Raw genomic sequence first — 12,461 nt, 5'->3', positions numbered from 1 at the left:
GGGCGTCGCCGCGACCGTTCCCGAGCGGCCCTCGAGCCCAGTACCCGGCGGCCCGCGAACGTATCCGCGGTGGTTCCCGGAGGGTTCCCCGGGGTGTGTCAGGGACACGCGTAAGTCTCGCTCTCGGCGTACGAGGTGCGGGAACTTCGCCAGCCGTCCGCGCGCTTGCATACAGTGGCAGGACCGACAGGAATGACGCAGTTCCGCGATCGAAGGGACGTACATGCCCATGGGTCACACGGCCACAGCTGAGGCAGGCTCCGGCGGCCTGACAGCGACCGAGCACCGCCTGGCCAACGGCCTGCGCGTGGTGCTCTCCGAGGACCATCTGACCCCGGTCGCCGCGGTGTGCCTCTGGTACGACGTCGGCTCGCGCCACGAGGTCAAGGGCCGGACCGGACTCGCCCACCTCTTCGAGCACCTGATGTTCCAGGGCTCCAAGCAGGTCCACGGCAACGGTCACTTCGAACTCGTCCAGGGTGCCGGCGGCTCGCTCAACGGCACGACGAGTTTCGAGCGCACCAACTACTTCGAGACCATGCCCACCCACCAGCTGGAGCTCGCCCTCTGGCTGGAGGCCGACCGCATGGGCTCGCTGCTCGCGGCTCTGGACGACGAGTCCATGGAGAACCAGCGCGACGTCGTCAAGAACGAGCGCCGGCAGCGTTACGACAACGTCCCGTACGGCACCGCGTTCGAGAAGCTCACCGCGTTCTCGTACCCCGAGGGCCACCCGTACCACCACACCCCGATCGGGTCGATGGCCGACCTGGACGCGGCCACCCTGGAGGACGCCCGAGCGTTCTTCCGCACCAACTACGCGCCCAACAACGCGGTCCTGTCGGTCGTCGGCGACATCGACCCGGAGCAGACGCTCGTCTGGGTCGAGAAGTACTTCGGCTCCATCCCCGGGCACGACGGCAAGGCCGCTCCGCGGGACGGCTCGCTGCCCGACATCATCGGCGAGCAGCTGCGCGAGGTCGTCGAGGAGGACGTCCCGGCGCGCGCCCTGATGGCCGCCTACCGGCTCCCGGAGGACGGCACGCGCGCGTGCGACGCGGCCGACCTGGCGCTCACCGTCCTCGGCGGCGGCGAGTCCTCACGGCTGTACAACCGGCTCGTACGCCGTGACCGCACCGCCGTCGCGGCCGGGTTCGGCCTGCTGCGGCTCGCCGGAGCGCCCTCCCTGGGATGGCTGGACGTGAAGACGTCCGGCGACGTCGAGGTCCCGGTGATCGAGGCCGCCGTCGACGAGGAGCTCGCCCGGTTCGCCGAGGAGGGCCCGACAGCCGAGGAAATGGAGCGCGCGCAGGCCCAGTTGGAGCGCGAGTGGCTCGACCGGCTCGGCACCGTCGCTGGCCGCGCCGACGAACTGTGCCGGTACGCCGTCCTGTTCGGCGACCCGCAGCTCGCCCTGACCGCCGTGCAGCGCGTCCTCGACGTCACGGCGGAGGAGGTCCAGGAGGCCGCCAAGGCCCGCCTGCGCCCCGACAACCGCGCGGTGCTCGTCTACGAGCCGACCACCGCCGAAGCCACCGACGCGGCTGACTCCGCCGACGAGACCGACGAGGAGGCGGCGAAGTGACCGAGCTCGCCACCATGGACTTCCACCCGCAGCCCCAGGCCGGCCGGCCCAAGCCGTGGGCGTTTCCCGCCCCCCAGCGCGGCACCCTGGACAACGGTCTGACCGTGCTCCGCTGCCATCGCCCCGGCCAGCAGGTCGTCGCCGTCGAGGTCATCCTCGCCGCGCCGCTGGAGGCCGAGCCCGCGGGCCTGGACGGCATCGCCACGATCATGGCGCGCGCCTTCTCCGAGGGCACCGACAAGCACTCGGCCGAGGACTTCGCCGCCGAACTGGAGCGCTGCGGCGCCACACTCGACGCGCACGCCGACCACCCCGGTGTACGCCTGTCCCTCGAAGTCCCGGTCTCGCGCCTGGCCAAGGCGCTGGGCCTGCTCTCCGACGCGCTGCGGGCCCCCGCGTTCGCGGACAGCGAGGTCGAGCGGCTGGTGCGCAACCGGCTGGACGAGATCCCGCACGAGACGGCCAATCCCGCCCGTCGTGCCGCCAAGGAGCTCTCCAAGGAGCTGTTCCCGGCGAGCGCGCGCATGTCGCGCCCGCGCCAGGGCACCGAGGAGACCGTCCAGAAGATCGACTCCGTGGCCGTACGCGCCTTCTACGACAGGCACGTACGCCCCGCGACGGCCACCGCCGTCGTCGTCGGTGACCTGACCGGTGTCGACCTCGACGAGCTGCTCGGCGACACGCTGGGCTCCTGGACGGGTTCGTCCGCCGAGCCGCGTCCCGTGCCGCCGGTGAGCGCCGACGACACCGGCCGCGTGATCATCGTCGACCGCCCCGGCGCCGTCCAGACGCAGCTGCTCATCGGCCGGGTCGGCGCCGACCGGCACGACCGCGTGTGGCCCGCCCAGGTGCTCGGCACCTACTGCCTCGGCGGCACCCTCACCTCACGTCTCGACCGCGTCCTGCGCGAGGAGAAGGGCTACACCTACGGCGTACGGGCGTTCGGCCAGGTCCTGCGCTCCGCGCCGGACGGCACCGGTGTCGCGATGCTCGCCATCAGCGGCTCGGTGGACACCCCGAACACCGGTCCGGCCCTCGACGACCTGTGGAAGGTGCTGCGCACCCTCGCGGCCGAGGGGCTGACCGACACGGAGCGCGACGTCGCCGTGCAGAACCTGGTGGGTGTCGCGCCCCTCAAGTTCGAGACGGCGGCAGCCGTGGCGAGCACGCTCGCGGACCAGGTCGAGCAGTACCTGCCGGACGACTACCAGGCGACGCTCTATCAGCAACTGGCCGCCACCGGCACGGTGGAGGCCACCGCGGCCGCGGTGAGCGCCTTCCCGATGGACCGTCTGGTGACCGTCCTGGTGGGCGACGCCGCGACGATCGAGGAGCCGGTCAAGGCCCTCGGAATCGGTGAAGTCAGCGTGGTGGCCGCCGAGTAGGGCCCGTGCGACCGAGGAGGGCCCTGGTGACTGAAGAGTCGTCAGGGCTCTCTTTTTCCCGCATGCGGTCCCCAAGATGTCCGTATTCGTGCGGGAGTTGCCCTTCTGCCCTGTGGGATGCGTTACAAAAATCGTGATCCGTTTGTTGTTCGAATGACACCACGTTTAGCGTCGGTCCGGCTGTTCGCCACGCACTGCGCCGCGCCCGCGGCACCGGACAGTCATCGCCGAGTCCCCTATGGCGCGAGTCAGGGGAGCCGGGGACCCACACGTAGTCCCTGGGGTGAATCGGACGCCCTCCCCGGAGGGGGTCCGTAGGAGACCTTCCTGCTCCGAACCCGTCAGCTAACCCGGTAGGCGAGAGGGAAGGAAAGGATCAGCCCCTACATGGCGTTCACCTGTGGCACCGGCAAGCATCGTCGTCCGAGCCGGGTGCACAGCACCACCACGACCGCCGTCGGGGTCGCGGCGCTCACCACCACCGGTGTGATCGGAACCCTGGCCGCCCCCGCGTTCGCGGCGGAAGCCTCCGTCGAGCAGACCGGGCTGACCCAGGCCGTCACCCTCGGCGACTCGGTCGCCGACCAGATCGACGCCCAGGCCTTCGCCCAGCAGCGTGCCGCCGACGAGGCCGCCGCGCGGAAGCAGGCCGAGCAGACCGCGCGCAAGCACGCCGCGGAGCAGGCCGCGAAGTCCCGCGAGGCCAAGGAGCGCGCCGCCCGTGAGGCCGAGCGCAAGCGCCTGAACACGTTCGTCATCCCGATCACCGGTTCGTACATCTCCACCGGCTACCAGGCCAGCAGCAGCCTCTGGTCCTCCGGCAGCCACACCGGCGTCGACTTCCACGCCGCGTACGGCACCTCGGTCCACGCCGTGGGCTCCGGCACCGTCGTCACGGCCGGCTGGGGCGGCGCCTACGGCAATCAAATAGTGATCAAGATGCACGACGGGACGTACACCATGTACGGCCACCTGTCGTCCATCGGTGTGTCCGTGGGGCAGACGGTCACTCCGGGGCAGCAGATCGGCCTCTCCGGGGACACCGGCAACACCACCGGACCGCACCTTCACTTCGAGGCCCGTACGACCGCGGAGTACGGCTCGGACATCGACCCGGTCGCGTACCTGCGCTCGCACGGAGTCAACGTCTGACGACCGCTTCGCGGCTTCTTCACCGCTTTTGATGCCCCGGCTCAACGAGCCGGGGCATCATCGTTTCCGGAGGCCCTCTGTCCAAAAAATATCCATGGATTCAGGCCCGCCATCGGAAATTCAGGCTTCCTGCAATAGAGTCACTGAACAAGCGTCAATCGATGGCGTTTCGCGGGGATTAAAGCGGAGGTCGGTCATGCGTATTCCGGCGCACTCGGTATGCACGGCGATCCGTGACGACATCGTCGCGGGTGTCTACGAGCGCGGCGGCCGGCTCACCGAGGAACTGCTCGCGCGGCGCTACGGCGTCTCGCGCGTCCCCGTGCGCGAGGCTCTGCGCACCCTGGAGGCCGAGGGCTTCGTGGTCACCCGCCGGCACGCGGGCGCGTGCGTCGCGGAACCCAGCGAGCAGGAGGCCGCGGACCTCCTGGAGATGCGCATGCTGCTGGAACCGCTGGGCGCCGCGAGGGCCGCCCAGCGGCGTACGGAGGCCCACCTCAAGGTGCTGCGAGGCCTCGTCAGGCTGGGGCAGGAGCGTTCCAGGAGAGGCCACAGCGAGGATCTGCGCTCTCTGGGCGGCTGGTTCCACGAGACGCTCGCACAGGCGTCCGGCAGCCCCGCGTTGACCTCCACGCTCGCCCAGCTGCGACACAAGATCGCCTGGATGTACTCGGTGGACGCGCCGGCCAACCCCGCGGAGTCCTGGGCGGAGCACGGCGGGATCGTGGACGCGGTAGCCCGCGGCGACAGCGAGCGGGCCCGCGCGATCACGGCCCTGCACACCGAGCGCGCGACGACCGTGCACCGGCTCCGATTTCCCGGCGGCGAGCGGGCGGACCGTGTGAGAAGTTCGCAACATCCCGTAAACATGATGGGCCCGCGTCATTAACACGGGCGCCGTATACAAAGAGGGATATTCGGCAGGGGCTTATTTCTGATGCCCTTTTATTCGCGTCTCCGGAATTGCGGTGCGCGCTATTCCCGTGACCGCGGCGTGAGGGCCGCGCGCGTCGCCGGGGGAATTCCTGCGCGGGGTACGGAAAACGGCTGAGCCGCACCGCCCGGGGGAAGGGGCGGCGCGGCTCAGCCGCGTGTGTCCTGGGTGCCTTGTGGGCTCAGACGGTCTCGGGGAGCTCGTCGAGCCCCTCGGCGACCAGCTTCGCCAGACGGTCGAGAGCGGCGTCCGCGCCCTCGGAGTCCGACGCGAGGACGATCTCCTCGCCGCCCTGGGCTCCCAGGCCGAGGACCGCGAGCATGGAGGCCGCGTTGACGGGGTTGCCGTCGGACTTGGCGATCGTCACGGGGATGCCGGAGGCCGTGGCGGCCCGGACGAAGATGGAGGCGGGGCGGGCGTGGAGGCCCTCGGTCCAGCCGACGTTGACGCGGCGCTCAGCCATGTGATGCTGCCCTTCGGGTTTTCAAGGTTGTCTAGACCAGTGTTCCATATCGTGAGGCATGCCCGGACGGACCCGGGTTCCGCCCGCTGCGGCGCCGGTCCGCGGCCCCGCTCCGGCGTCCGTCACCCTCAGACTGCCTCGCGCCGTTGTCGTACGCGAGCCGTACTCTGGGCCCCATGCAGACCTCGTCGGACCGGCACGAGTACCCAGCTCACTGGGAGGCCGACGTGGTGCTGCGCGACGGCGGCACCGCACGCGTCAGGCCCATCACCGTCGATGACGCCGAGCGCCTGGTCAGCTTCTACGAGCAGGTGTCCGACGAGTCGAAGTACTACCGCTTCTTCGCGCCGTATCCGCGGCTGTCCGCCAAGGACGTCCACCGGTTCACCCACCACGACTTCGTGGACCGCGTGGGCCTCGCGGCCACGGTGGGCGGCGAGTTCATCGCCACGGTGCGCTACGACCGCATCGACGCCGACGGGATGCCCGCGTCCGCGCCCGCCGACGAGGCCGAGGTCGCCTTTCTCGTACAGGACGCCCACCAGGGCCGCGGCGTCGCCTCGGCGCTGCTCGAACACATCGCGGCCGTGGCCCGCGAGCGCGACATCCGCCGCTTCGCCGCCGAGGTGCTGCCCGCCAACAACAAGATGATCAAGGTGTTCACGGACGCCGGATACACCCAGAAGCGCAGCTTCGAGGACGGCGTCGTACGCCTGGAGTTCGACCTCGAACCCACCGACCGGTCGCTCGCCGTGCAGCGCGCGCGGGAGCAGCGCGCCGAGGCCCGCTCCGTGCAGCGGCTGCTCGCCCCCGGCTCGGTCGCCGTCATCGGCGCCGGACGCAGCCCCGGCGGGGTCGGCCGCAGCGTCCTCGACAACCTGCGGGAAGCCGGATTCACCGGGCGTCTGTACGCCGTGAACGCGGCACTCCAGGAGAAGGAACTCGACGGAGTCCCGGCCCACCGCTCCGTCCGCGACATCGCCGAGCCCGTCGACCTCGCCGTCGTCGCCGTGCCCGCCGAGCACGTTCCCGAGGTCGTCACGGAATGCGGCGAACACGGGGTGCAGGGGCTCGTGGTGGTCTCAGCCGGGTACGCCGAGAGCGGTCCCGAAGGACGCGAACGCCAGCGCGAACTCGTGCGGCAGGCGCGCACGTACGGGATGCGCATCATCGGGCCCAACGCCTTCGGCGTCATCAACACGTCCCCCGAAGTGCGGCTGAACGCCTCGCTCGCCCCGCAGATGCCCCGCCCCGGACGCATCGGCCTGTTCGCGCAGTCCGGCGCCATCGGCATCGCCCTGCTGTCCCGGCTGCACCGGCGCGGCGGCGGCGTCACGGGCGTGACCGGCGTGTCGACCTTCATCTCCTCCGGGAACCGGGCGGACGTCTCCGGCAACGACGTACTGCAGTACTGGTACGACGACCCGGACACCGACGTCGCCCTGATGTACCTCGAATCCATCGGCAACCCGCGCAAGTTCAACCGCCTCGCACGGCGGACGGCGGCGGCGAAGCCGCTGGTCGTGGTCCAGGGCGCGCGGCACGGCGGGGCCGCTCCCCAGGGCCATGCCGTACGGGCCACCCGGCTGCCGCACGCCACCGTGTCCGCGCTGCTGCGCCAGGCCGGAGTGATCCGGGTGGACACCATCACCGAACTCGTCGACGCGGGCCTGCTGCTGGCCCGCCAGCCGCTCCCCAAAGGACCCCGCGTGGCGATCCTCGGGAACTCCGAGTCACTGGGGCTGCTCACGTACGACGCGTGTCTCGCCGAAGGGCTCAGGCCGCTGCCGCCGCGTGACCTGACCACGGCGGCCTCGGCGGAGGACTTCCACCGGGCGCTGTCGCAGGCCCTCGCCGACGACGGCTGTGACGCCGTGGTCGTGACGGCCATACCGGCGCTGGGGGAGACCTCGGCCGCCGACGCGGAGCTCGCCGAGGCGCTCCGGTCCTCAGCCCTGGCGGCTCCGGCGAAACCCGTGCTCGTCGTGCACGTCGAACTGGGCGGGCTCGCCGAGGCCCTGTCCGCCGCCGCGAGCACCGCCCCCCAGGCCCCCGGGACGGCGCCCGGCGCGGCGCCCGGCGCCCGCTTCCACCCCTCGGACCGATCGCCCACCGCGGTGCGTGCCGAATCCGCGCCGGACTCCCGGCTCATCCCCGCCTACCCGGCCGCCGAACGTGCCGTCCGCGCCCTCGCCGAAGCCGTCAAGTACGCCCAGTGGCGCCTGGACGCCGGCGAGCCCGGCAAGGTGCCCGAGTACGAGGACATCGACGAAAAGGGAGCGGCGCAGCTCATCGACGACCTCCTCGCGCGCGGGGAGGGCCTGACCCTGGGAGGCGAGGAGACGGGGGCACTGCTCGGGCGGTACGGCATCGACGTACACCGTGCCCTGCCCGCCCCCACTCCGGACGACGCGGTGGAGGCCGCCCGGGCCATCGGTTACCCCGTGGCCCTCAAGACCACCGCCCCGCACCTGCGGCACCGCGCCGACCTCGGCGGCGTACGGCTGGACGTGGCGGACGAGGAACAGCTGCGCCGGGCCTACGCGGAGCTGACCGAGCTGTTCGGGACGCCGACGGTGCTGCGCCCGGTCGTGCAGGGGATGGCGCCGCGGGGTGTCGACACGGTCGTCCGCGCGGTGATCGATCCGGCGGCAGGGGCAGTGCTCTCCTTCGGGCTCTCCGGAGCCGCCTCCGAACTGCTCGGGGACACGGCGCACCGGCTGATTCCGGTCACCGACCGAGAAGCGGCTTCTCTGGTGCGGTCGATCCGGACGGCGCCGCTCCTGTTCGGCTGGCGGGGCTCCGCGCCGGTCGACACGGCGGCCCTCGAAGAGCTCATGCTGCGGGTGTCCCGGCTGGTCGACGATCACCCGGAGGTCGTCGCGGTCTCGCTGGAGCCGGTGGTGGTCGCCCCGACCGGCCTGAGCGTGCTGGGCGCGACGGTGCGACTGGCCCGCGCCCCGCTCCGGGACGACCTCGGCCCCCGGACACTGCCCGTCGTCTGAGTCGTCTGAGTCGTCTGAGTCGTCCGAGTCGTCCGAGGGGTGCGTTGCCTCCGGGGACGGCGGGCGCCCCGGCCGGGGACGCTGGTCGTCGCCCGAGCGGTGCCGTCCGCGATCTCCCCGGCCCGGAACTCGGCGCAGTCCCAGGCGGCGTCCAGGGTGCCCCCGTCCGTCCGGAGTGCCGCAGCACCCGCTCCCGTGCCTGCACCGGTCCCCGCCCCGTCTGGGCCGTCGCATCCGCGCCATGGCCCTTGCCGTGCCCGCGTCGCACCGGCCGCCGTCGCCGAATCGATCTGATCGGTCCACGACAGACCCACGCGAGCGGTGCCTCGCAGTCAGTGGGCCCCCGTAGGATGGACGGCATGGCCAAGACCAGTACGACGACCCAGGGGCTGCGAGCGGCGATCGAGCGCAGCGGCTACTACCCGGCCCTCGTGGCCGAGGCGGTGGAGGCCGCGATCGGCGGCGAGACCATCCGGTCGTACCTGGTCCACCAGGAGACGACGTTCGACGCGAACGAGGTCCGGCGGCACGTGACCGTGCTCGTCCTCACCGGCAACCGTTTCATCGTGAGCCACACCGACGAGCAGAACGCGGACACCACGTCCCCGACGCCGTACGCCACGACCTCGACGGAATCGGTCAAGCTCGGCCGGATCTCCTCGGTCGTGGTCAGCCGCGTCGTCGCGAACCCGGAGTCGTACACGCCGGGCACGCTTCCCCGCGAAGTGGTCCTGACCATCGGCTGGGGCGCCGTCTCCCGCATCGACCTGGAGCCGGCCGCCTGCGGTGACCCCAACTGCGAGGCGGATCACGGCTACACCGGCAGCTCGACGGCGGACGACCTGAGCCTGCGGGTCAGCGAGGCGGGGGACGGTCCGGAAACCGTCCGTCAGGCCCTCGCCTTCGCGCAGTCCCTCTCCGAGGCGACCGCGGACGTCGCCCGCTGATGGCCCTGCACACCTGGGATCACCCGGAACCGCTCGCCATCGACTCCGCGCCCGTCCCCGAGTACGGCGCCGGTTCGCTGGCCGACCTGCTGCCCACGCTCGCCGCCGGCATGTCCGTGCCCGGTGCGACCGCCGCCATACCCGAACTGACCGAAGCCGACCGGAACTGCGTGTTCCTGATCGACGGTCTCGGCTGGGAGCAGCTCAAGGCTCACCCGGACGAGGCACCCTTCATGACGTCGCTCCTCGCGTCCTCACGCGGCGGCACGGGGCGTCCGATCACCGCGGGCTACCCGGCCACCACCGCGACCTCCCTCGCCTCCGTCGGCACCGGCCTGCCTCCGGGCGCGCACGGCCTGCCCGGCTACACCGCGCGCAACCCCGCCACCGGTGAGCTGATGAACCAGCTCCGCTGGAACCCGTGGACCGAGCCGCGCGCCTGGCAGCCCTACCCCACGATCTTCCAGCTGGCCGAGGCGGCGGGTGTGCACACCGCCCAGGTCTCCTCGCCGACGTTCCAGAACACACCGCTGACGAAGATCGCGCTGAGCGGCGGGACGTTCCACGGCCGACTGTCCGGCGAGGACCGCATGGACCTCGCCGCCGAGCAACTGGCCGCCGGGGACCGCTCCTTGGTCTACACGTACTACGCCGAGGTGGACGGCAAGGGCCACCGCTTCGGTGTCGACTCGGACCCCTGGCGCGGCCAGCTGATGTATGTCGACCGCCTGGTCCAGCGACTCGCGGAGCAGCTGCCGTCGCGCACGGCGCTGTACGTCACCGCCGACCACGGCATGATCGACATCCCGTTCGACGAGCAGCACCGCATCGACTTCGACGAGGACTGGGAGCTGCGCGCCGGGGTCGCCCTGCTGGGCGGCGAGGGCCGCGCCCGCCATGTGTACGCGGTCCCGGGTGCCGAGGTGGATGTGCTGACCTGCTGGCGCGAGGTCCTCGGCGAGCAGTTCTGGGTCGCCTCCCGTGACGAGGCGATCGAAGCGGGCTGGTTCGGCCCGCGCGTCGACGAGCGAGTGTACGGCCGGCTGGGTGACGTGATCGCGGCCGCCCGGGACGATGTCCTGATCACCGCCTCCGAGCGGGAGCCGAAGGAGTCGCTGATGGTCGGCAACCACGGTTCGATGACCCCGGCCGAGCAGCTGGTGCCCCTCCTCCAAGTACGCTCCTGACGCCCTTCCCCCTTCCTCCGTTGCCGAAAGGTGCTCAACTCCCCATGCCCGAGCTGGTGTTCTTCTCCGGAACGATGGACTGCGGGAAGTCCACGCTGGCTCTCCAGATCGAGCACAACCGCTCGGCGCGGGGTCTGCAGGGCATGATCTTCACGCGCGACGACCGCGCGGGCGAGGGCAAGCTCTCCTCGCGCCTCGGTCTCGTCACCGACGCGGTCGAGGTGGCGGACGACCAGGACCTGTACGCCTATCTGGTCGACCACCTCTCGCAGGGAGGCCGGGCGGACTACGTGATCGCGGACGAGGCGCAGTTCCTGGCCCCGCCGCAGATCGACCAACTGGCCCGTGTGGTGGACGACCTGGGTGTCGACGTCTTCGCCTTCGGGATCACCACCGACTTCCGTTCCAAGCTCTTCCCGGGCTCCCAGCGCCTCGTCGAACTGGCCGACCGGGTCGAGGTCCTCCAGGTCGAGGCCCTGTGCTGGTGCGGAGCCCGCGCCACGCACAACGCCCGCACCGTGGGCGGCGAGATGGTCGTCGAAGGCGCCCAGGTCGTCGTCGGCGACGTCAACCAGCCCGAGAACATCGGCTACGAGGTCCTGTGCCGCCGGCACCACCGCCGCCGTATGACAGCCGCCACGGCCCACGCGAGCGCCCTGTCCCCCGACGTCCTGCCGATCCACTCGGTCTGAGGCCTGTTCCCGGAGACCTGCTGCCCGAGGTCCGACGCGTGAGCCCCATGCCCGCCCCCATGGCCGACGCCCGGCCCGGCGTCGGATCGTCGGGCCGGACCGCTCAACGGGTCATGTGACGGAATGGATCAGGGAGAACATCGCGCCCTCCGGATCCGCCACCGTCGCCACGCGGCCGTACGGGGAGTCCTGGGCCGCCCGCAGGAGGTGGCCGCCGAGTTCCGTGACCCGGCGGACGGTGTCGTCCAATGCGGCGGCCTCGAAGTACGTCAGCCAGTGCGGGCCCCGGTCGCGCGGCAGGGCGTTTCCGACGCCGTGGATGCCGGCCACCGGCCGACCGTCGATGTGCAGGGTCACATAGTCGAAGTCGGCCGACACGGTCGGCTCCACTTCGTAGCCGAAGACCCCCTGGTAGAACTTGACGACGCTCTCGGTGTCACGCGTCACGAGCTCGTCCCACGCCGGCGTGCCCGGCACGCCGGTGATCCCCGTACCCAGATGGGCCGCCACCTGCCAGATGCCGAAGACGGCGCCCGACGGGTCGGAGGCGATCGCCAGGCGGCCGGCCTCGGCGGCGTCGATCGGGCCCACCCCCACGGTGCCGCCGCTGTGCCGTACCTTCTCGGCGGTCTGGTCCACGTCGGCCGAGGCGAAGTAGGGCGTCCAGGCGATCGGCAGGTGCCGGTCGGGCGGCAACTGGCCGATCCCGGCCACCTCGTGGCCGTCGAGAAGGGCCCGCGCGTACGGGCCGAGCTGCGGGGGGCCCGGCTGGAACTCCCAGCCGAACAGTGCTCCGTAGAAGTCCTGGGTCGCGGCCATCTCATGCACCATCAGACTCACCCAGCAGGGTGTGCCGGGCGCGTGCCGAGCGTGCGTGGTGCCGTTCGGGCCGGCCGATTCCCGTGCCTCGGTCATCGTCACTCTCTTCTCGGCCCCTCGCGGTGGCCGGTCACCTTCCGCCTGCGAACACGCGTACTCAGTCGCGTGCGTGCACGCCCCGTGCCGATGTTCGCACCACCGGTCGTGCCGTGCGTCCGGGCCGCGCCGCCGTTGAGCGGTGCACGGACGGCGGACGCCCGATCTGCCGTTCCTCATCCGTTTCGGAGTGATT

The 12,461-nt window shown here is 71.4% G+C and carries 10 protein-coding genes and 1 riboswitch; of the genes, 8 read left to right on the top strand and 2 right to left on the bottom strand.

Features of this window, described 5'->3' with window-relative positions; translation table 11 throughout:
- The first annotated feature begins 229 nt into the window (after positions 1–229).
- The 4 genes from ACZ4N5_RS14050 (at position 230) to ACZ4N5_RS14035 (ending at position 5,011) form a co-directional block, all read left to right on the top strand.
- On the top strand, positions 230–1,585 hold the full coding sequence (locus ACZ4N5_RS14050; RefSeq protein WP_467757335.1) for a M16 family metallopeptidase: 1,356 nt from the start codon (positions 230–232) through the stop codon (positions 1,583–1,585).
- Positions 1,582–2,970: a M16 family metallopeptidase gene (locus ACZ4N5_RS14045; RefSeq protein ID WP_467757334.1), complete on the top strand. Its 1,389-nt coding sequence runs from the start codon at positions 1,582–1,584 to the stop codon at positions 2,968–2,970. Before ACZ4N5_RS14050 ends, ACZ4N5_RS14045 begins: the two co-directional genes overlap by 4 nt.
- Before the next feature lie 215 nt (positions 2,971–3,185).
- Positions 3,186–3,345: riboswitch (cyclic di-AMP (ydaO/yuaA leader) on the top strand.
- 12 nt (positions 3,346–3,357) lie between these two features.
- Entirely contained in the window at positions 3,358–4,122 is a 765-nt protein-coding gene (locus ACZ4N5_RS14040) for a M23 family metallopeptidase (protein WP_467757333.1), read from the top strand.
- 196 nt (positions 4,123–4,318) lie between these two features.
- Positions 4,319–5,011, top strand: a complete 693-nt coding sequence (locus ACZ4N5_RS14035) for a GntR family transcriptional regulator (protein ID WP_467757332.1) — start codon at positions 4,319–4,321, stop codon at positions 5,009–5,011.
- Positions 5,012–5,237: 226 nt separating this feature from the next.
- On the opposite strand, the gene ACZ4N5_RS14030 is transcribed toward ACZ4N5_RS14035, so the two are convergent.
- Positions 5,238–5,519, bottom strand: a complete 282-nt coding sequence (locus ACZ4N5_RS14030) for an HPr family phosphocarrier protein (RefSeq protein ID WP_365869032.1) — start codon at positions 5,517–5,519, stop codon at positions 5,238–5,240.
- A 176-nt stretch (positions 5,520–5,695) separates the two neighbouring features.
- Here ACZ4N5_RS14030 and ACZ4N5_RS14025 point away from each other — a divergent pair, with 176 nt between their 5' ends.
- The 4 genes from ACZ4N5_RS14025 to ACZ4N5_RS14010 all read left to right on the top strand — a co-directional run bounded on the left by ACZ4N5_RS14025 (position 5,696) and on the right by ACZ4N5_RS14010 (position 11,350).
- Positions 5,696–8,524 (top strand): bifunctional acetate--CoA ligase family protein/GNAT family N-acetyltransferase, encoded by a 2,829-nt coding sequence (locus tag ACZ4N5_RS14025; protein ID WP_467757331.1) that lies wholly within the window; start codon positions 5,696–5,698, stop codon positions 8,522–8,524.
- A 359-nt stretch (positions 8,525–8,883) separates the two neighbouring features.
- Complete coding sequence (locus ACZ4N5_RS14020; RefSeq protein WP_261707673.1) at positions 8,884–9,471, top strand: DUF5998 family protein; 588 nt, start codon at positions 8,884–8,886, stop codon at positions 9,469–9,471.
- Entirely contained in the window at positions 9,471–10,658 is a 1,188-nt protein-coding gene (locus tag ACZ4N5_RS14015) for an alkaline phosphatase family protein (protein ID WP_467757330.1), read from the top strand. The genes ACZ4N5_RS14020 and ACZ4N5_RS14015 overlap by 1 nt, the downstream gene beginning before the upstream one ends.
- Positions 10,659–10,702: 44 nt before the next feature.
- On the top strand, positions 10,703–11,350 hold the full coding sequence (locus tag ACZ4N5_RS14010; protein ID WP_355853395.1) for a thymidine kinase: 648 nt from the start codon (positions 10,703–10,705) through the stop codon (positions 11,348–11,350).
- A 111-nt stretch (positions 11,351–11,461) separates the two neighbouring features.
- On the opposite strand, the gene ACZ4N5_RS14005 is transcribed toward ACZ4N5_RS14010, so the two are convergent.
- Positions 11,462–12,265 (bottom strand): VOC family protein, encoded by an 804-nt coding sequence (locus ACZ4N5_RS14005; protein ID WP_467757329.1) that lies wholly within the window; start codon positions 12,263–12,265, stop codon positions 11,462–11,464.
- Positions 12,266–12,461: the final 196 nt, after the last annotated feature.

Source organism: Streptomyces sp. NPDC026500, assembly GCF_055567635.1.
This window is presented reverse-complemented; position numbering and strand designations above follow the sequence as displayed.

Bases quoted from the DNA above. Each gene is read 5' to 3' on its own strand.
- ACZ4N5_RS14050 (WP_467757335.1), top strand. From the start codon at position 230: ATGGGTCACACGGCCACAGCTGAGGCAGGCTCCGGCGGCCTGACAGCG.
- ACZ4N5_RS14040 (WP_467757333.1), top strand. From the start codon at position 3,358: ATGGCGTTCACCTGTGGCACCGGCAAGCATCGTCGTCCGAGCCGGGTG.
- ACZ4N5_RS14035 (WP_467757332.1), top strand. From the start codon at position 4,319: ATGCGTATTCCGGCGCACTCGGTATGCACGGCGATCCGTGACGACATC.
- ACZ4N5_RS14030 (WP_365869032.1), bottom strand. From the start codon at position 5,519: ATGGCTGAGCGCCGCGTCAACGTCGGCTGGACCGAGGGCCTCCACGCC.
- ACZ4N5_RS14025 (WP_467757331.1), top strand. From the start codon at position 5,696: ATGCAGACCTCGTCGGACCGGCACGAGTACCCAGCTCACTGGGAGGCC.
- ACZ4N5_RS14020 (WP_261707673.1), top strand. From the start codon at position 8,884: ATGGCCAAGACCAGTACGACGACCCAGGGGCTGCGAGCGGCGATCGAG.
- ACZ4N5_RS14015 (WP_467757330.1), top strand. From the start codon at position 9,471: ATGGCCCTGCACACCTGGGATCACCCGGAACCGCTCGCCATCGACTCC.
- ACZ4N5_RS14010 (WP_355853395.1), top strand. From the start codon at position 10,703: ATGCCCGAGCTGGTGTTCTTCTCCGGAACGATGGACTGCGGGAAGTCC.
- ACZ4N5_RS14005 (WP_467757329.1), bottom strand. From the start codon at position 12,265: ATGACCGAGGCACGGGAATCGGCCGGCCCGAACGGCACCACGCACGCT.